This is a genomic window from Aeromonas sp. 130281, from assembly GCF_056642115.1.
Genome location: NZ_JBWVQS010000011.1, coordinates 24936 through 44087, shown reverse-complemented (window position 1 = coordinate 44087; position 19152 = coordinate 24936). Strand labels below are relative to the sequence as shown.

Here is a 19152-nt window from a genome sequence, read left to right as displayed (position 1 = left end):
CCCTCATGCCTCTGCCTTGTTTGATTTTTCTAAACGATGATCGTCAGGCTCCACACCTTCACTAAACAACTTGTCGAGCCCCAGCACCAGTTCACGGCTCGGGCGGGTATGGAATACCCCCCCCTGCGGCATGCCGCGCAGGAACAGATAGAAGACGCCGCCAAAGTGCCGGTCAAAGTCGTAGCCCGGCAGCCGCAAGCCGAGCAGCCGGTGCAGCGCCAGGGAGTAGAGCTGGTATTGCAGGTCGTAGCGGTGTTCCGCCATCGCCCGCTCCAGCGCCGGACGGCTGTAATCGGCGGGGCTCATGCCGAGGTGGTTGGATTTGTAGTCGAGCAAATACCAGCGCCCCTGCCACTCGAACACCAGGTCGATAAAGCCCTTGAGCATCCCCTGCACGGCGGCGAAGCCGAGCGGCTTGTTGCCCCGCGACAGGGGGTCGTGCTGCTGGCAGAGGGCGGTGAGCGCCGGTGCCGTCACCCGCCCCATTGGCAGGAAGAACTCCAGCTCCACCTGCTTGCGCCCGGGGGCCAGATCCCGCAGCCGCACCGGATCGCCAAGGCCGGTATCCAGCGGGGTATCCAGCACCGCCTCCACCTGCTGTTGCAGCACGGGGGCCCAGTTTTCGTCGAAGCCATCTTGCGCCAGCAGGCCAGCGATATGCTGCGCCAGCGGCTCGCCCGCCGCGCTCTCGAAGTCTATGGTCTCGAACAGGCTGTGCAGCAGGGTGCCGGGGCGCGCCCCCTTGGGGAAGGTGAAGATGGAGGGCTGGGGCGCTGCCACTTCCCCCGGTTCGGCCAGCAAGGCTGCACTCGCCGCCTCGGTGACCACCTCGTCATCGAAGCCGGGGTTCGCCAGGACCCCCTTGCCGTGGCCGTTCCCCTGAGCCGCCAGCCCGGAGTAGGAGCTGATCCACCAGTCCCGCTCGAGGGAACCGGTAAAGTGGCGCACCTGGGGCTCCCCCAGCTGTTCCTCTTCTTGCGGCAGCGGGGCCGGACGGGTGAGCGAGGGCTCACCGACCGCCACCCCGGGCAGCGCCTGGGCAAGCTCGGTCAGGGCGGTCGCCAGGGTAGTGGCGTCCCCCTCTTCCCCCTTTTGCAGCAGGTAGCCGATGGCGGTCTGGTGCAGCTCTGTCTTCTCCGACTTGCCGTTGCCCGAGCGCACCGGGGCCAGCCCCAGCCAGGTGGCGTAGACCCCCCGGGTCAGGGCCACGTAGAGCAGCCGCAAGTCTTCGGCGAGGCGCTCCCTGTCTGCTTCCGCCAAGGACCCCTCGGCGCCGGTCAGATCGAGAATGGTGCGATTGCCCGCCTCGTCAGCCTCGTGATAGAGCGGGGTCTCGGCGGTTCTGTGGCTGCAGATGAAGGGCAGGAACACCAGGGGGTACTCCAGCCCCTTGGATTTGTGGATGGTGACTATCTGCACCAATTTGCGCTCGGATTCGAGGCGTAGTACCTGCTCCGCATCCTGGCCGCCCGGGTGGCTCACCGCCTCCCCCAGCCAGCGCAGCAGGGCATATTCCCCGTCCAGCTCGCTGCTCACCTGTTGCAGCAGCTCGCCGAGATGGAGGAAGTTGGTCAGCCGCCGCTCGCCATAGGGGCTCGCCAAAAGCGAAGAGGCAAGATTGCGCCGGTGCAGCAGTGCCCGCAACATGGCCAGCACGCCGCGGCGATGCCAGATCGATCGGTACTCCATAAACTCCTGCACCGCGCTCTCCCAGGCCCGCTCGTCGCTGGCCAGCCCATCGAGCGCCTTGGCGTCGAGATCAAACAGGCCGGTGGCGAGCGCCGCCCTAAGGCTGCGCTCCTCGCTCGGGTTCTGGCAGGCGTGCAGGATCAGCAGTATCTCCCTCGCCTCCACCTGCTCCAGCACGCTCTCGCGGTTCGACAGATAGACGGAGGCGATGGCGAGGCGCGCCAGCTCCTGCTGCACCAGCTTGCCCTCGGCGCCGGTACGCACCAGCACGGCGATATCCCCGGCCTTCACCGCCTGATCACCTATCAGCGCCTTGCCCTCGCGGGCCAGGGTCAGCAGACGGTGGATCTCGGCGGCGGTGGCGCGGGCCATCTTGCTCTGATAATCCCCCCGGTTGAAGGTGGGCTGGCCGCTCAGCTGCCAGCAGTGGAGCACTGGTGCAATTGCGCCATCGATCTGCAGCGCCTTGCTCTTGCCCTGCGCCTCCACCGGCAGGAAGGGGATATCCGCCTCGTAGATAAAGGGATCCTTGGCCCGCTCGAACAGGCCGTTGACCGCCCCCACCAGGGCGCCGCTGGAGCGCCAGTTACGCCCCAGGGTGTAGTGGGCGCTCACATTTCGCCGCGCCTGGATGTAGGTAAAGATGTCGGCGCCGCGAAAACCGTAGATGGCCTGCTTGGGGTCACCGATCATCAAGAGCGCAGTGTCTTGGTGGCCGCCGTAGAGGCGATGGAAGATGCGGTACTGCTGGGGGTCGGTATCCTGGAATTCGTCTATCATCGCGACCCTATAGGTGGCGCGAATGCGCTCGCAGAGCCGCTCGCCGAGGCTGGAGCCAAGCGCCCCGTCGAGGTCTTTGAGCAGGTCATCGAACGAGAGCTGATGGGCCTGCCGCTTGCTCGCCTGCATCCGGCTACGCACTACTTTGGCGGCCCGTTGCAGGATCAGATCCCGAATACCGGGGCGGCTCGCCAGCAGTTGGTCAATCTGGCTGAACAGCGGCAGGGTCGGTAATGCCTTCCCCTTACTCAGCTTGGCCTCCAGGGTTTCCTGGCCGAAGCGCTCGAGATCCTTGGGCAGCGCGTAGCCGCTCGTCTCGTCCTGCGCCCAGTCGCCTATCTTGGCGAGCCACCCTTCGTAGTTCTTGCCGGTATAGAGCTTGATTTGCCCCTCTGTCTGGCGGCGGATCTCGTCCGTCTGCGCCAGCCAGGCATCTTTCACCGCCCCGATGCGGGCCATGGCCGCCTGATGGCGGGCGGCCAGGGTTTCGTCACCCAGCGCGGGGTGGATCTCCAGCTCGCTGTTGTCGAGCCAGCCGTTCATCTCCCGCAGCAGGGCGGCGGGGCTCGGCCAGAGCGCGCGCACCGAGCTCGCCAGGGTCTTGTCCACCGGATAGAACTCGGCACGCCAGTAGTCGCTCACCGCCTGCAGCCTGAGCTGGCTGTCGTCGGTCAAAAATTCGGTTTCGAAGAGGGCGCCCGACTCGAAGGCGTTCTGTTTGAGCATCCGCTGGCAGAAGCCGTGGATGGTGAAGACAGCCGCCTCGTCCATCTGCCGCTCGGCAGCCAGCAGGCGGCGGGCCGCCAGCTCGTGATCCTCCACCTCGTCCAGCAACTGGGCCAGCAGGGTGTCACTGCTGTGACCGCGCATAAAGGCGAGGCGCGCCTCGTGGATGCGGCCGCGGATCCGCCCCCGCAGCTCGGCGGTGGCCGCTTCGGTAAAGGTCACCACCAGGATCTCGGTCACCGACAGCGGCCGCTCGTGGGCGCTGGGCTGACCGGCATCGGCCCCCTCTTCGATGAGCGGGCCGTGCCCCAGCAGCAGGCGCAGGTAGAGACCGGCTATGGTGTAGGTCTTGCCGGTACCGGCGGAGGCTTCGATCAGTCGTTCACCATGGAGGGGAAAACGCAATGTATTGAGCGGGTTAGCCATTATTTCAGCTCCTCCAGGGTCTTGAGCAGCGGGGTCAGGTGTTCGCGGGCCAGGGCCTGCAACTGGTCCAGCACGGCGTCATCCAGCTCGGGGAAGCAGCGGGCGACATAAGGGTCTTGCCCCTCCCCCGTCACCATGTAGCCACCGTTGAAACGGGTGAGGGCCGCCTTGTCGGCCGCCTCCGGCTTGTCCGGATCCTTCTCGATCGCCTTGAGCCACTCCCAGGCGGTGTTGGGGAAAAACGGCAGCGGCCGCTTCATCCCCTGGGCCCAGAGCGCCACCAGGGCCGCCAGCCTGGGCCGCGCCTCGTCGGCAGGCAGCGCTGGCAGCCGCAGACTCTGTTTGGCATCGAACAGCAGGGTGTCGCCGGGGGCGCAGCTCAATGAGAGGCAGAGGTGCTGAACCCAGCCCAGCAGCAGATCCTTGCCGTTGAAGCTGCCGGGTTTGACCACCAGCGCTCGCCCCTTCTGGGTGTCGATCCACCCTTGCAGCTGGCCCTGGGTCAGGGAGATATCGATCTCCACCGCCTGTTTTTCAGCCTCATCAGCCGCAACCCAGGGGCACAGCCGATCCGCCAGCTTGCCCATCTCGGCATCCAGATCGTCCAGCAGCAGGCTGCCGAACCACCCTTGCGGCAGCAGGCCGGTGAGCTGCAACCGTTCGCGACGCACTGTACTGTCACCTTCCGCCAGATGAGCGTCGAGCAGCAGATCTTTCAGCTGATAATGTTGCAGGCCATCCAGCTCGAACGGCTCGCTGTCCTCGATGTTGGCCTCATTCAACTCAAACCACACCTTGAGGCGGCGGTTGAGGAAATATTTGGTGGGCTGTCGATAGAAGCGCAGCAGCTCCGCCAGCTCCAGCCCCTGCTCCTTGCCCCATTCGGGTGGCAGCGGCAGCTCGCCGCTCTGGAAGTTGGCGGCGCCGCGCACCGGATTGAGGGCGGGCAGCCAGTCGGCGGCATAGGTAAAGAGCCGCGAACCCGCCTGCGGGTAGAAGTAGTTGCGGCTGTAGGGGGTGAGCGGGTGCGCCACCATCAGGTGCTGAAGCAGCCGCTTGCCTGAGGTCTCGTCATCGAGGCTCTCATCCCCCGCCAGCACGAAGCCCTGCCGCACATAGTCGATCAGCTCCGCCAGCAGCACTGAGGGCACCTTGTCGCTGTTGTCCTGGGCGCTGAAGCCCTGATAGCTGATATAGAGCCCCTGCTGGGCGCTCAAGAGCGCCTCGAGGAAGAGGTAGCGGTCATCATCGCGGCGGGAGCGATCCCCGCGCCGCGACGCCACCGCCATCAAGTCAAACCCCATGGGGGCCAGGGTGCGTGGGTAGACGCCGTCGTTCATGCCGAGCAGACAGACCTGCTTGAAGGGGATGGAGCGCATCGGCATCAGGGTACAGAAGTTGACCTGACCGGCGAGGAAGCGCTGGCTGGAGCGGGACTCTCCCAGCACGCTGCCGAGGTAATCCTGCAGCAGGGAGGCCGAGATGGGCTGCTCGAAGCGGGCCTCCCCAAGCTGGGTCTGCCACTCGGCCAGCTGGCTGCGAATGAGCTGGAGCTGACGCTCTTCATCCTCGTCGGCCAGATAGAAGCGCTCCAGCAGCGCCAGCAAGCAGGCGTGCCACTCCGTCAGCGGCTGGGCCTGTTGCAGCCGGGGCAAAAACTCGGCCAGGGAGTCGACAAACCAGGCGAGCTTGCCGAGCGCCAACCCCTGTTGGCCTTCGATATCGGCGTAAGGCAGGATGCCCGCCACCGGCTCGCCATCCCCCATGGCAAAGCCGAGCAGCATGCGGCGCAGGCCGAACAGCCAGCTGTTGCCGGACATGGGCGGCAGATCGAAGCGCTCGGGATAGCCATCATCCAGCCCCCAGCGGATGCCGGTCTCCTGCACCCAGACCCGCAGCTGGTTGAACTCGTCGTCATCCAGCTCGAAGCGGCGCAGCACGGCAGGCACCTCGAGAATGGCAAGCAGCTCCCCCGCCCCCAAGCGAGCGTTGGGCAGCTTGAGCAGGGCGAGGAAGCTTTGCAGCAGCGGGCTCTCCTGACTCGCCGCCCGATCCGAGACCGCGAAGGGGATCTGGCCACGCGCGCCAAACACCGCCTGAATGTAGGGGCCGTAGCTGTTCACGTCCGGCATCATCACCACCACATCTTTCGGGGTGAGGGACGGGTCCTGCTCGAACAGCGCCAGCAGCCGGTCGTGCAGCACCTCGAGTTCCCGCATCGGGCCGTGACAGGCGTGGATCTGCAGGGATCCATCCGCCGGGCTGATGGGGCTCTTGTGGTGGCTGGCGTCGAGACTGAACTGACCGGCCCCTCGCTCGGCCAGCTCCAGCACATCCTTCTGGATGGCGCGCAGCAGGCTGACGTTGCCCTGCTCGTCCACCTCGTCGATGTCGACGAAGGCCTCGATTTGCGGCACCTCCAGCTCCATAAGCTGATGCAGGTAGTCGCGCCCCAGCTTGCCCATGGAGGCGAGCAGCGGGTTGGCGGGGCCCTGCAGGGTCTCGAGATCGGTGCCGGGCTTGAGCTTGTTCTCGAGGCGCGCCAGGGTCTTTCTGTCCAGCAGATCCCCCCAGTAGTAGCGGCAGGGGTTGGTGACGAACAGATGCACCTCCACCTCCGGCCGGCTGCCGAGGGCCAGCAGGGCCTCCACATAGCGCGGTGGCAGCGCCGAGATGCCGAACACAAACACCCGCTGCGGCAGCTTGCCCGGCAGCTCCCGGGTGCGCGCCAGCTCGTGGATAAACTCCTCGTAGAGGTTGGCTCTGTGGTAGCCGCTCGGACTCAGTGCCAAGGTGCGGGCCACCAGCTCGCGCCACAGCTCCGGCTGCCAATCCTGACCGCTCACCCCGGCCAGCTCCAACCCCAATCCCTCCCCCTCTTCCCAGCGGGCGATCCAGTCAGGCCGGTAGACCAGATACTGGTCGAACAGATCCGCCACCTTCTGGCAGAGCTGCCACAACCGCACCTGCTCGGGATCCTTGGCTGGATCCTCCTCATCTCCCCCGCCCAGATAGGCGGCGAGCGGGGCAAAGGCGGGCCTGCCGAGCAGGGCGGGCAAGATGGTCATCAGCTGCCAGCTCATGGAGCCCTTGTTGTAGGGGCTCTGGCGGGGCACGTCCGCCAGCACCTGGGTGAACATCTCCCAGATAAAGCTGGCGGGCAGCGGAAAGTCGATATTGGCGGCGATGCCGAAGGCCTTGGCCAGCTCCAGCTTGAGCCACTGGGCCATGCCCGGGCTCTGCACCAGGATCTGCTCGTGCTCGAAGGGGTGAGAGAGGGGCGCCTGCCGGATGCGGCTCACCAGCAGCTCCTTGAGCAGATCCAGCTGATTGGAGTGGTAGAGGGTAAACATGGACGACTCCCGCCAATTTCATGAAGAGGGGTGCGCGCCGGAAAAGGCGAGCCATTTCCGTCACTTCACACGAAATGGGATTGTCGGGGATCGGGGGATAAGATGCAAAAGGCGCTTGCCGCCGCCAGGGGCCTCGTCACAGTACCGGCATTCGTCCCCTGGCGGGCATAAAAAAGCCGGTGCAGCTGCACCGGCCAAAAGGCGTTGGAAAACTTGAACTATCAGGGTATTACCAGCACTTGCCGAGGCGGGCATCCAGGCTGAAGGCGCCAGGACCGGCTGCCGCCAGGGCCAGGAAACCACCGGCCACAGAGAGGTTCTTCATGAACATCAGCATCTGCATCTGTTCGGCAGGCTGATAGTGGAAGATGAAGGCGGCCATCAGGGTGAAGCCGGCCAGCAGCACCGAGAGGCTGCGGGTAAAGAGACCCAGCACTATGGCGAGACCGCCACCCAGCTCCAGCAGGATCACCAGGGGCAGCATGAACCCGGGCACGCCCATGGCTTCCATGTAACCCTGGGTACCGGCGTAACCGCCGATCTTGCCCCAGCCTGCCATCACGAACATCAGCGCCAGCAAAATACGACCCGCCAGCAGTGCCACATCTTTCATCTTGTCCATCGTCAGATTCCTTTGATTACCCATCTTGGTAATAAACAGTGTAAGAGCTAATTGTTAACTCATTCATTTCGCCGTGATTTATCTATCAGGGCAGATCAAACAGCAGGGCTTCACTCCCCTCGGAGGCGGTGAGCGTCCAGGACGCCTCATCGCGACTGAGCAGGCCGTCGCCGGGTCGGGCAGCCAGACCGTTGCCAGTCAGCTCCCCTGAAATCATATGCAGGTAACCATGGCGCCCTTGCAATGCCCATTCGAGGGTTTCCCCTGCGGCAAGTTGCAGTCGCCAGATGCGGGCCTGCTGGCGGATCCTGAAGGATCCATCCTCCCCATCCGGTGACGCGACCAGCGTCAGCCCCGGCTGGGTGGCTATCTTCTTCTGCTGATAACCCGGGGTAGTGCCGACTTCGTTCGGCTCTATCCAGATCTGCAACAGGGAGAGGGGCTCGGTCTGCGAGGGGTTGTACTCGCTGTGCCGGATGCCGGACCCTGCGCTCATCAGCTGGAAATCCCCCGCCGGGATCTGCTCGGCATGGCCGAGGCTGTCCCTGTGCTCTATGGTGCCGCTCAGCACGCAGGTGAGGATCTCCATGTTGGCATGAGGGTGGGTAGCGAAACCGCCACCCGGCGACACCAGATCCTGGTTGATGACCCGCAGGACGGAGTGCCCCATCCAGTCCGGGTCATAGTAGTGACCGAACGAGAAGCTGTGGCGTGCATCCAGCCAGCCGAAGTTGGCATGACCCCGTTCTGCTGCGGCTCTCAATTTCATCATGGTGTGCTCCTCCAATACCTTGAAACGGTTGATTAGCGCTGGCGACCGTCACCCAGACCGAACGGGATGCGGTAGCTGCTGCTCTCGCTGCCCAGGCTGACCGTCAGGTTGCCCTGGGTGCGGCTCGGGATCTTGACCTGCTGGGTGCCCATCAGGCTGGCGTGAACCGATGCCAGCAGATCGCCAGACTCATCGCGCACCTCCAGCATGGGGTTGGCCTTGCCAGCCATGGCGGCGGTCGCGTTCCAGTTCACGAACAGCACGCCAGGGGCGGCATTGATGTCGGCCGGTACGGCAGCCTGGGCGAAACCTGCGGTCATCAGGCCTGCAACGGCCAGCATCTTGATTACGTTTTTCATGTTCATTCACTCTCTTGGTTTTTATGTCATTGCCAAGGCCGGTCTGGCCCGAATCAATGCATCCATGCAAGAGGTTATTCAAATAGTGTGTTGTTCTTTCACCTACAGCAGACATCGTTCTGTGTGATGTCTCAGCCTGGAACTACCTTTTATTTGGCCGCTTGGCCTTCCTGCCTAAGCGTTGATTGAATATTAAAGTCACTTGCCCTAAGTTGTTAGCGAGATAATCTGGCAAACATGTTCAAAAAAATTGAAGGTTAGATATGGCCAAGGAATCGAACAAGGAACGGGCGCTGACCCTGGAGGCGATCCGGGTGCTGGACGCCATAGACCGCCGTGGCAGCTTCGCGGCCGCCGCCGACGAGCTGGGCAAGGTGCCCTCGGCGCTGAGCTACACGGTGCAGAAGCTGGAAGACGAGCTGGACGCCATGCTGTTTGATCGCAGCGGCCACAGAACCAAATTCACCCCCGCCGGGCGCATGCTGCTGGAGCAGGGTCGTCTGCTGCTGGAGGCGGCCGAGCATCTGGTGGGGGAGACCCGGGCCCTGGCCCGGGGCTGGGAGACCGACATCACCATAGCCGTCGATGCCCTGGTGCCGCTGCAGGCGCTCTACCCCCTGGTGGAGCGGCTGGCCGAGCTGACGGATACCCGGCTGCGGCTGCGGGCCGAAGTGCTGGCGGGCAGCTGGGAGTGTCTGGAGGATGGCCGCGCCGACCTGCTCATCTCCTCCCTCAACCCCGACATCACCCTGACCGGCATCAAGCACCAGCCCTTGCAGGAGGAGGTGATGCTCTATGTCGCCCACCCGGATCACCCCCTGCACGGGGAGCCCGAGCCCCTGGCGGACGAAACCCTGCGCCGCTACCGCGCCATCGCCATTGCCGACACGGCGCGGCGCAAGCCCGCCCTCACCTATCGCCTGCTGGACAAGCAGCCGCGCCTGACCGTCAGTACCATGGGGGAGAAGCGCGATGCCCTGCTGGCGGGCATTGGTGTCGGCACCATGCCCCTGAGCTGGATAGAAGAGGACATCAAGGCAGGACGACTCAAGGTGATCGGCCCCGAATATCGCCATCAGGTGCAGGTCGTGCTGGCGTGGCGGCGCGATACCATGGGCAAGGCCAAGAGCTGGCTGGTGCGGGAGATCCCCAAGCTGTTCCCCTGCAAGGGGGAATAGTCCCTCGGGAGGGCGGCGCAGGAGGTGCCAAAAGATGCGCCTCTTCCTTGACGGCGGGCTCAAATTCGGAGAAAAGAAAAAAAGCGGACCTCTTGCGAGTTCCGCTCAATGCCAGGAAAGAATAAAACCTTGCGGTTAAAAAAACCCTTAAATTGGAAGCAAACAATCGTTTTCTCAACCAGGAAGGTATTGAATCCGATTCGTGTTGGATTATGTGCGATGTAATATGCATCACCAGCAAAATGTTGGAAGGTTGAAGGATATGCACCACCGAGTGTCATTATCTGCCACCTTGCACCACAACTGGTCAGGCCATTTCAGCCGTTATCACCGGATTACTCTCCTCTGGTTTTTCTAGGTGTCAAAAATTGAGCCCGATACAGATAAATGACTCACTTTCTGGCACGACTAAAAATGCAGATAAAGGAATAGTTGCATGACCTACAGCCAGACCCTGGCCAACCACATTCTCGACACCCTGAAGAAGACCCTGACCGACAAGGGGATCCGCTATCAGACCCTGGCGGAAGCCATGGGGGTATCCATCGCCACCGTGAAACGGATGATGAACAAGCCCTCCCTGCCGTTCGATACCCTGCTGGAGATCTGCCATCTGGTGGGGTTGTCGTTCGAGGAGCTGCTGGATCGCACTCAGGACGCCCAGAGCCGCCGCGCCGTCTTCACCCAGGAGCAGGATGAGGCGTTTCACAAGGAGCCGGGGCTCTACGCCTTTCTCGCCAACATCTTCTGGCGCGACAAGACGCTGATCGATCTCAAGCGGGAGTACGGCCTGACCGATGCCTCCTGCTACCTCTATCTGCGCAAGCTGGAGAAGCTCGGCATATTGCAGCTCGGCATCGACAACAGTTACCACTTCCTCATCAGCGAGCGGATCAGCTTCGAGCAGCACAGCCGCTTCGCCCGCCAGCAGGCACGCCAGGCCATGTCGGTGCTGGGGGACTATCTGGTGGAGAACATGCACAAGTCGAACAACTACATGGCGCTGTGCCAGCTCCACCTGGACGAGAGCGAGGCCATGGCCCTGATCGATCGCATGAAGGAGTACTGGCATCAGGAGCTCAAGCTCAACCGCCCCGCCATAGGCCAGCGGGAGGGCAGCAAGACCTACACAATGTCGCTGCAACTGGCGGACTGCGGCTACCAGAGCTTCGACGACCTTATCCCCAATATCGACAACTGATCCCGGCGGATCCTGCGGGATCCGTCCGTTTTCGCTGGCGTTCCGTTATCCCGTAAGTTGAGCTTGCTGCGATCTGCCTGTTGCCGGTTGCAGCGCCCGCGTATCCAGACAGATACGGATGGCATCCGGTCGCCAGTGCTCGATATCGCAATCCACCAGCGCCCCCCGCTCGTCATAGTTGACCCGCACCAGCCGCAGCACGGCGCTCCCCTGGGCCAGATTGAGGGCGCGGGCTATCTCTCCCCGGGCCGCCGAGGGGGTGATCTCCAGACTCGCCCCCCCCTGGCCTATGCCATAACGCTGCTGATAGAGCTCGGTAAGGGAGCTGGCCAGCGGCGCGCTGGCGATATCGGGAAAGCGGCTCGCCAGCAGATGGTGGCTGACGTGCAGCACTGGGCGCCCGTCGATAAGGCGCAGGCGGCGGATTTCATAAAGTGGAGTGAAGGGTTCCAGCCCCATCCGGCTGCACAGCTCGCTGCTGGCGAGCTCGCCGCCGTGGGCCAGCACCCGGGTTTCGGCGGTGCGCTGCTGCTCGCCGATCCACTGGTGAAAGTGGGTGTGGATGGCGGGATCGTAGGTGAGTCTTGGCGGCGCCACAAACCAGCCGCGCCGCTCGGCCCGGTAGATGAGGCCATCCGCCTCCAGGTTGGAGAGCGCCTCCTTGATGGTGATGCGGGTGGTGGTGAAGCGCTCGCTCAGGGCCCGTTCGGCGGGCAACTGCTGCCCGGCCCCCAGCTGGCCGCTGCCGATATAGCGGCGCAGGGTCCGGCAAATCTGTTCGCACTTGGAGGGGCTGCGGCCATCGGTCAGCCCCTGTTCACTCAATCGCTCTGTCACTGTCACGTCCCTGTCGGTCATTCCGGTGTGCGCCCCCTGGAGTAGACCAGCGGCTGTCGGTCCCGAGTTGTAACCGCTATGGATGACAGCGCCATGACAGGGCGATTGTCACGAAAACGCCATCAAAGCGCCCCGCCACCGTCATATTTCCCCTCTAGCATCCCTCTCGAACCTTAACTGACCTAGTCCAGAGGGATGGGATGATGAAAAGCGTGATCGCAAGTGCACTGGCCCTGGTGGCCATCAGTCAACCGCTGTTTGCCGCCGAGAATATCGCGGATCTCGAAAAGGCCGCCCGCGGTGAAGGCCAGCTCCACAGCATCGGCATGCCCGACAGCTGGGCCAACTGGAAGGATACCTGGCAGCAGCTCGGCAGCATCTACGGCATCAAGCATCAGGATACCGACATGAGCTCGGCCCAGGAGATCGCCAAGTTCGCCGCCGAGAAGGCCAATGCCACCGCCGACATCGGCGACGTGGGCGGCGCCTTCGGCCCGGTCGCGGTCAAGCAGGGGGTCACCCAGCCCTACAAACCTTCCACCTGGGCCGATATTCCGAACTGGGCCAAGGATGCGGACGGTCACTGGATGCTGGCCTATACCGGCACCATCGCCTTCCTGATCAACAAGGATCTGGTCAAGGCGGCCCCCACCAGCTGGCAGTCCCTGCTGGGCGGCGACTACAAGGTGACCCTGGGTGATGTGGGCGTGGCCTCCCAGGCCAACAACGGCGTGCTGGCGGCGGCCTATGCCACCGGCGGCAGCGAGAAGAACCTCAAGCCTGCCTTGGAGTTGTTCGGCCAGCTGGCCAAGCAGGGTCGCCTCTCACTGAACGACCCGACCATCGCCAACATCGAGAAGGGCGAGGTGGAAGTGGGTGTGCTGTGGGACTTCAACGCCCTGAACTACCGCGACCAGATAGACCCCAAGAAGTTTGACGTGGTGATCCCGAGCGACGGCTCCGTCATCGCCGGTTACACCACCATCATCAACAAGTGGGCCAAGAACCCCAACGCCGCCAAGCTGGCGCGGGAATACATCCTCTCCGATGCCGGTCAAATCAACCTGGCACGCGGCTACGCCCGCCCCATCCGCAGCAATGTGACCCTGCCGGATGATGTGAAGGCCAAACTGCTGCCGGCCGAGCAGTACGCCAATGCCAAGCCGGTGCAGGATCACGCCGCCTGGGAGCAGAGCTCCAAGGCCCTGCCGCGCCAGTGGCAGGAAACCGTCATGATCAACATGCAGTAAGGGGATCCAGTGCAACACAAGGTGATAGTGGTACTTGTGGATGGTCTGGCAGCCGAGGTAGCCCATTGCATGGGCTACCTTTTCGGCATGGTGGAGGCAGAGCGCGGTCTCTATACGACCCTGAACTCTGCCCTGCCCTCTCTCTCCCGACCCCTCTACGAGTGCATCCTGACCGGCGTGCCGCCGGTGGCGAGCGGCATCACCCACAACGGGGTGAGTCGCTTCAGTCTGCATGACTCCATCTTCCATCTGGCCCGTGCCGCGGGCAAACGTACCGCGGCGGCCGCCTATTACTGGATGAGCGAGCTTTACAACAAGAGCCCCTGGCTGGCAGCCCGGGATCGCTATACCCATGACGAGCAACTGCCTATCCAGCACGGCTGCTTCTACTGGGATGACAACTATCCCGACAGCCATCTGCTGATGGATGGGGAGTGGCTACGCAGCCAGTACGACCCCGATTTTCTGCTGATCCACCCCATGGGGGTGGACGACGCGGGCCACAAGTTTGGCCTGGATTCCCGCCAGTACCGCAATCAGGCGCGCCGCATGGACAGCCTGCTGGCCGATCTGCTGCCCCAGTGGCTGGCGGATGGGTATCAGGTGGTGGTCACCTCGGATCACGGTATGAACAACGATCTGAGCCACGGCGGCACCCTGCCCGAAGAGCGCACAGTGCCGCTCTGGCTCTTTGGCGATGCCTTTGTGGCCCAGTGGCCGGAGGGCGCGACGATCGCCCAGACCCAGCTCTGCGCCCTGATGGCCGATCTGCTGGGGGTTCCCCACGACAAGCCGGTGGCGCCCCCGCTGCTCAAGGCGGCCTTTATGCGCGAGGTGCACTGATGATGCCTACCACCACCAAGATCCTCGCGGATCAACCCGTGAAGCCACGCCGGGCACGCCGTCACTGGCTGCCGGCCCTGGTACTGCTGCCCTTTGTCCTCTTGATGATCCTGTTCCAGCTCGCCCCCATGGTGTGGGTGCTGGTGGGCAGCTTTCAGACCCCGGATGGCTGGGGCCTCGACCATTACCGGGAGATTTTGAGCTCCCCCTTCTACCTGCAATCCTTCGGCAACTCGTTGCGTATCGCCGGTATCGCCAGTCTGGCGGGGCTTGCCATCGGCACGCTCGGTGCGGCGGCGCTGCGTCACAGCGGCGAGCGGGTCAAACGGCTGTTGCTGGCCTTTGTCACCATGACAGGCAACTTCAGCGGGGTGCCGCTGGCGTTCGCCTTCATCATAGTGCTCGGCATCAATGGCGCGGTGACCCTGCTGCTCAAATCCTGGGGCCTCATCGACGGCTTCAACCTCTACTCGGGGTCGGGCCTTATCCTCATTTACACCTACTTCCAGATCCCCCTCGCCCTGCTGCTGCTCTATCCGGCGTTCGATGCGCTGCAGGATGAGTGGCCGCAGGCCGCCGCCCTGCTGGGGGCGAGCAAGGGCCAGTATGTGTGGCACGTGGCGCTGCCGGTGCTGACGCCTGCGCTGCTCGGCACCCTGATCATCCTGTTCGCCAACGCTGTGGGGGCCTATGCCTCCGCCTACGCCCTCACCACCGGCAACTTCAATCTGGTGACCATCAGGGTGGCGAGCCTGGTCTCCGGCGACATCTTCCTCGAGCCCAACCTGGCGGCGGCGCTGGCGGTGATCCTGATGGTGCTGCTGGGGGTAGTGACGGCCGCCAATCAGTGGCTGCTGAAGAAGAGCTATGTGAACAAGGGGCAATCCCATGCATGATTTGCAACCGAGCTGGCCGCGCTGGGTGCTGGGGGCCCTGGTGGCTACCCTGCTGCTGCCGCTGCTGGCTACCTTTCTCTATTCGATTTCCACCCGCTGGGGAGCGACCCTGCTGCCGGACGGCTTCACCCTCGACTGGTATCTCAAGCTCTGGGGCGATCCGCGCTTTCTCGCGGCCTTTGGCCGAAGCCTGCTGGTCTGCCTCGCCACCCTGCTGCTGGGGACTCTAGTGCTGGTGCCCACCGTGCTGGTGGTGGCCTACTACTTCCCCAGGCTGGATCCCTGGATGAACCTCTTGATCCTGCTCCCCTTCGCGGTGCCGCCCGTGGTCTCCTCTGTGGGATTGCTGCAGATCTACGCCGACGGCGTCCTGCCCATCATCGGCACCCCATGGATCCTGATCGGCACCTGGTTCACCGTGGTGCTCCCCTTTATGTACCGGGCGCTGGCCAACAGTTTGCAGGGCGTGCCACTCAGGGATCTGATGGATGCCGCCCATCTGCTGGGGGCGAGCAGTGCCCGCGCCTTTCTGCTGGTGGTGATCCCCTCTTTGCGCAAGGGGCTGCTGGCGGCGCTGTTTCTCTCCCTCTCCTTCCTGCTCGGCGAGTTCGTGTTCGCCAACATGCTGGTGGGCACCCGCTACGAGACCCTGCAGGTCTACCTCTACAACATGAGGTCCACCTCGGGCCACTTCACCAGCGCCCTGGTGATGAGCTACTTCCTGCTGACCCTGCTGCTCACCTGGGCGGCCAACAGATTTCATCGGTGATCCAAGATGTTTCATTTAGAAGTCAATCAGTTGCACAAATCCTACGGCGATACACCTGTGTTCGAGAGGATCGAGTTCGGCATCCGCAAGGGGGAGCTGGTGACCCTGCTCGGCCCCTCCGGCTGCGGCAAATCCACCCTGCTGCGGGCGCTGGCCGGGCTCACTCCGGTGGATGGCGGTCAGGTGCGGGTGGCCGGGGAAGAGATCACCTGGCAGGCACCCCAGAAGCGGGGCATCGGCATGGTGTTCCAGAGCTATGCGCTCTTCCCCAACATGACGGTGTGGGACAACGTCGCCTTCGGCCTCAAGATGAAGCCCCAGCCGGGGCGCGAGCTCTCGGCCAGCGTGAAAGAGGCGCTGGCGCTGGTGGAGTTGACCGGCTTCGAGCGCCGCTATCCGGCCGAGCTCTCCGGTGGCCAGCGCCAGCGGGTGGCCCTGGCGCGCGCTCTGGTAGTGCAGCCACGGATCCTGCTGCTGGATGAGCCGCTCTCGGCGCTGGATGCCCGCATCCGCCGCAGCCTGCGCCAGCAGATCCGCGAGATCCAGCAGCGCCTCGAGCTCACCACCATCTTCGTGACCCACGATCAGGAGGAGGCGCTCACCCTGTCGGACAGGATCTTCCTGATGAACAAGGGCTCCATCGTCCAGAGCGGCACACCGGAGCAGATCTACACCCGCCCCGCCAGCGAGTTTGTGGCGGGCTTTATCGGCAACTACAACCTGCTCGGCGCAGAGCAGGGCAAGTCGCTGTTCGGCCCCCGTTTTCAAGGCAAGCTGGCGCTGCGGCCGGAGTCCATCACTCTGCTGCCCGCCGGGGCGACCAGCAGCGAGCCCAGCCTGCCCGGCATCGTCCGCCAGCAGCAGTTGCTCGGCAACGTCATCCGTTATCAGGTGGAGTGCGAGGCGGGGCTGTTGACGGTGGACTGCCTCAACCGCTGTGCCGGCGATCTGCTGGCCGTGGGCAGCGCCGTGACCCTGGCGGTGGCCCGGGATCAGCTCTGTGAGGTAGCATGAGGCCGCATTTCATTTCCATTTTCACTGCGAGGAGCGCCCATGGCACTGGCACTGTTTGATCTGGACGAGACCCTGATTGCCGGGGATTCCGCCAGCCTCTGGCTGGAGTACATGGTGGCCGAGGAGCTGGCCCCGGCGGGCATGGTGGCCGAAGAGCAGGCCATGATGTCTCTCTACCATCAGGGCAAGATGGACATGCACCAGTACATGGCCTTCACCCTGCAACCCCTGGCGGGCAAGACGCGCCAGTGGCTCGACTCCCTCTGCACCCGCTTTGCCGAGCAGGTGCTGCGCGAGCGCCTCTACCCGGAGGGATTGGCCCGCATCGAGTGGCACCGCCAGCGTGGCGACGAGCTGGTGCTCATCTCCGCCTCCGGCGAGCACCTGGTGGCCCCCATGGCAAAGATGCTGGGGATGGATCACTGCGTCGCCATCCTGCTCGACGAGGAGGAGGGAAGGCTGACCGGCCAGACCCGCGGCACCCTGAGTTTTCGCGAGGGCAAGGTGGCCCGCATCAATCAGCTCTTTGCCGGGCGGGAGCAGATCTGGCAGGGGAGCTTCGGTTACAGCGACTCCCACAACGATCTGCCCATGCTGCGGGCGGTGAGCCATCCTCATGCTGTCAATCCGGCCCCTGCCCTGCGCCAGTGCGCCTCGGAGCTGGGCTGGCCCCTGTGGGCGTGGCAGTTGCTCCCTTGAGCCGCTGAATGAAGAAGAGGCCCTCAGGCCTCTTCCTTGCTCAGTACCCCATCGTCTTCCGGCGGCACTTTCTGCTGCGCCAAGGGGGCGACATCCCCCAGATAGATGCGGTTCTTGCCATCCCGCTTGGCGCGATACACCTCGGCATCGACGATATCGAGCAGCCCCTTGGCATCCAGACCGGGGGCGCTCGCCACCAGGCCGCCGCTGAAGGTGATCCCGAGGCCAGGTTCACGCCAGTCCAGGGACGCGACCCCTATCCTGTACTGCTCCAGCAGCATCTGGCAGAAGTGGATGTCGGGGTTGGCGAACAGCACCACCAGCTCCTCGCCGCCGTAACGGCAGACCCAGCCGTGATCCTCCAGCAGCTGGTTGCCCAGCTTGGCCACCCGCTTGAGCACCACGTCCCCGGTCTGGTGACCATAGTTGTCGTTGACCAGCTTGAAGCCATCCAGATCGATCATGGCCAGACAGAAGCTGTGCTGCTCCAGCAGCAACCGGTTCAGCCGTTCGTCAAAGAAGCGGCGGTTGTAGAGGCCGGTCAACTTGTCCAGATTCGCCTGCTGGCGCGCCTCGTGATAATCCTTGCTCACCTCCGCCAGCTCGGCGTAGACGTGCCTGAGCTCGTGCATGCCCCCATGGGGCACCCCATCGGGTGGCATCCTGCTGGCGCGGATCATGGTGGAGATCTCGTCCAGCATCCGCCTGAAGTAACGGGACCAGACCAGGGCCAGCAGCGCATAGAGCACGCAGGCCAGCAACACCACCCCGAGCACGTTGAGGGAGGCGCTCGCCACCACCGCCTGGATGCTCGACGCCGGCAGCACGCTGATCAGCACCCAGTTGCGATCCGGCAGGCGGCTGTAGGCCACGAACTGCCGAGAGTCCGAGTCCAGGAAGATGCCGTCCTCAGCGCTGAAGCGGGAGAGCCAGCTCGGGTGCGTCATGGGCTTGAGCAGCCGGGAAGGATCGGGATGGGCCAGCACCTTGCCGGACTGATTGACGATCATCTGATAACCGTTGTCCAGGTGCCGGTTCAGCTGGGCGGAGAAAGGGGCAAGCACGGCATCGACCGCGAACACACCGCGCACCCTGCCCTCCTGGTCGGTGAGCGCCCGTGCGAGCGCGATCACCAGATTGCCGTTGGTGTAGTCGTAATAGGGCTCGGTCCAGACCATCTTGCCCACATGCTGGCTGGCCAGCCGATACCAGGGGCGCGTCCTGGGATCGAAGCCCGCATCCGCCTGCCACTCGGGGTAGATAAGCATCTGGCGCTCGGCGGTGCCGACATAGATGTAGATGAGATCCGCCATGACCCCCTTGTAGAGCTGCCACTCCTTGAGGTAGCTCTCGGCATTGTGCAGGCGGGGGTCGCTGATGTCGTCCACCTTCACCTGGTCGTAGATGAGGGTGAACTGGCGTTCCATTTCGTGCAGGTAGGGTTCGATGAAGACGTGACGCAGCTGGTGGTTGGTGGCGAGCAGACGGTGTTGCAACTCTCGTTGCAGGCTGCGCTCCATGTGCAGGTAGTAGATGGCGCCCAGCATCAGCACGGGAATGAACAACAGCAACAGGCCCAGACGCATCCGGGCAACCAGGGACCAGGTCTTTTTGGAGACTGCTCGTTTATCCAACCCTGACTCCTGCTATCCCCCGACGTCGTGTAGTGTCAGAATATCAGCCCCGCTCTATGGCGTCCAAAGGGAAGCTTGCCATGTGGCCAACGAGAAGGAACAGG

At 63.7% G+C, this 19152-nt stretch carries 15 protein-coding genes; 8 read left to right on the top strand and 7 right to left on the bottom strand.

Annotation, left to right across the window (positions count from 1 at the left end; genetic code table 11):
* Positions 1-3 precede the first annotated feature (3 nt).
* The 5 genes from recB to AC1IN8_RS19495 all read right to left on the bottom strand — a co-directional run bounded on the left by recB (position 4) and on the right by AC1IN8_RS19495 (position 8733).
* Positions 4-3621, bottom strand: coding sequence for an exodeoxyribonuclease V subunit beta (gene recB / locus AC1IN8_RS19515; protein WP_479760233.1), 3618 nt, complete (start codon positions 3619-3621; stop codon positions 4-6).
* Positions 3621-6974 (bottom strand): exodeoxyribonuclease V subunit gamma, encoded by a 3354-nt coding sequence (gene recC / locus AC1IN8_RS19510; RefSeq protein ID WP_479760231.1) that lies wholly within the window; start codon positions 6972-6974, stop codon positions 3621-3623. Before recC ends, recB begins: the two co-directional genes overlap by 1 nt.
* A 229-nt stretch (positions 6975-7203) precedes the next feature.
* Positions 7204-7596 carry a DoxX family protein gene (locus AC1IN8_RS19505; protein WP_106885601.1) on the bottom strand — a complete coding sequence of 131 codons (393 nt, stop codon included), beginning with the start codon at positions 7594-7596 and terminating at the stop codon, positions 7204-7206.
* An 85-nt stretch (positions 7597-7681) separates the two neighbouring features.
* Positions 7682-8368, bottom strand: a complete 687-nt coding sequence (locus AC1IN8_RS19500; RefSeq protein WP_171272794.1) for a pirin family protein — start codon at positions 8366-8368, stop codon at positions 7682-7684.
* 32 nt (positions 8369-8400) lie between these two features.
* Positions 8401-8733 carry a hypothetical protein gene (locus tag AC1IN8_RS19495; RefSeq protein WP_139436234.1) on the bottom strand — a complete coding sequence of 111 codons (333 nt, stop codon included), beginning with the start codon at positions 8731-8733 and terminating at the stop codon, positions 8401-8403.
* A 257-nt stretch (positions 8734-8990) separates the two neighbouring features.
* On the opposite strand from AC1IN8_RS19495, the gene AC1IN8_RS19490 reads away from it, so the two are divergent.
* Both AC1IN8_RS19490 and AC1IN8_RS19485 read left to right on the top strand, forming a co-directional pair.
* Positions 8991-9905 carry a LysR family transcriptional regulator gene (locus AC1IN8_RS19490; RefSeq protein ID WP_005330088.1) on the top strand — a complete coding sequence of 305 codons (915 nt, stop codon included), beginning with the start codon at positions 8991-8993 and terminating at the stop codon, positions 9903-9905.
* A gap of 436 nt (positions 9906-10341) precedes the next feature.
* The gene (locus tag AC1IN8_RS19485; RefSeq protein WP_005330085.1) at positions 10342-11106 is read left to right on the top strand and encodes a helix-turn-helix domain-containing protein; all 765 of its coding nucleotides are present in this window, start codon (positions 10342-10344) and stop codon (positions 11104-11106) included.
* 45 nt (positions 11107-11151) lie between these two features.
* On the opposite strand, the gene AC1IN8_RS19480 is transcribed toward AC1IN8_RS19485, so the two are convergent.
* Positions 11152-11964: a UTRA domain-containing protein gene (locus tag AC1IN8_RS19480; RefSeq protein ID WP_479760229.1), complete on the bottom strand. Its 813-nt coding sequence runs from the start codon at positions 11962-11964 to the stop codon at positions 11152-11154.
* Between the two features lie 182 nt (positions 11965-12146).
* On the opposite strand from AC1IN8_RS19480, the gene AC1IN8_RS19475 reads away from it, so the two are divergent.
* The 6 genes from AC1IN8_RS19475 to AC1IN8_RS19450 are packed head-to-tail and all read left to right on the top strand — an operon-like array spanning position 12147 to position 17414.
* Positions 12147-13193 (top strand): ABC transporter substrate-binding protein, encoded by a 1047-nt coding sequence (locus AC1IN8_RS19475; RefSeq protein WP_047440511.1) that lies wholly within the window; start codon positions 12147-12149, stop codon positions 13191-13193.
* Positions 13194-13202: 9 nt separating this feature from the next.
* Positions 13203-14036: an alkaline phosphatase family protein gene (locus AC1IN8_RS19470; protein WP_479760227.1), complete on the top strand. Its 834-nt coding sequence runs from the start codon at positions 13203-13205 to the stop codon at positions 14034-14036.
* On the top strand, positions 14036-14932 hold the full coding sequence (locus tag AC1IN8_RS19465; protein WP_479760225.1) for an ABC transporter permease: 897 nt from the start codon (positions 14036-14038) through the stop codon (positions 14930-14932). The genes AC1IN8_RS19470 and AC1IN8_RS19465 overlap by 1 nt, the downstream gene beginning before the upstream one ends.
* Positions 14925-15701: an ABC transporter permease gene (locus tag AC1IN8_RS19460; RefSeq protein ID WP_479760223.1), complete on the top strand. Its 777-nt coding sequence runs from the start codon at positions 14925-14927 to the stop codon at positions 15699-15701. The genes AC1IN8_RS19465 and AC1IN8_RS19460 overlap by 8 nt, the downstream gene beginning before the upstream one ends.
* A 6-nt stretch (positions 15702-15707) precedes the next feature.
* Positions 15708-16715, top strand: coding sequence for an ABC transporter ATP-binding protein (locus AC1IN8_RS19455; RefSeq protein WP_479760222.1), 1008 nt, complete (start codon positions 15708-15710; stop codon positions 16713-16715).
* 39 nt (positions 16716-16754) lie between these two features.
* The gene (locus AC1IN8_RS19450; protein ID WP_205642993.1) at positions 16755-17414 is read left to right on the top strand and encodes an HAD family hydrolase; all 660 of its coding nucleotides are present in this window, start codon (positions 16755-16757) and stop codon (positions 17412-17414) included.
* A gap of 23 nt (positions 17415-17437) precedes the next feature.
* Here AC1IN8_RS19450 and AC1IN8_RS19445 read toward each other — a convergent pair whose 3' ends face one another.
* The gene (locus AC1IN8_RS19445) at positions 17438-19048 is read right to left on the bottom strand and encodes a sensor domain-containing diguanylate cyclase (protein ID WP_479760220.1); all 1611 of its coding nucleotides are present in this window, start codon (positions 19046-19048) and stop codon (positions 17438-17440) included.
* Between the last annotated feature and the right edge of the window lie 104 nt (positions 19049-19152).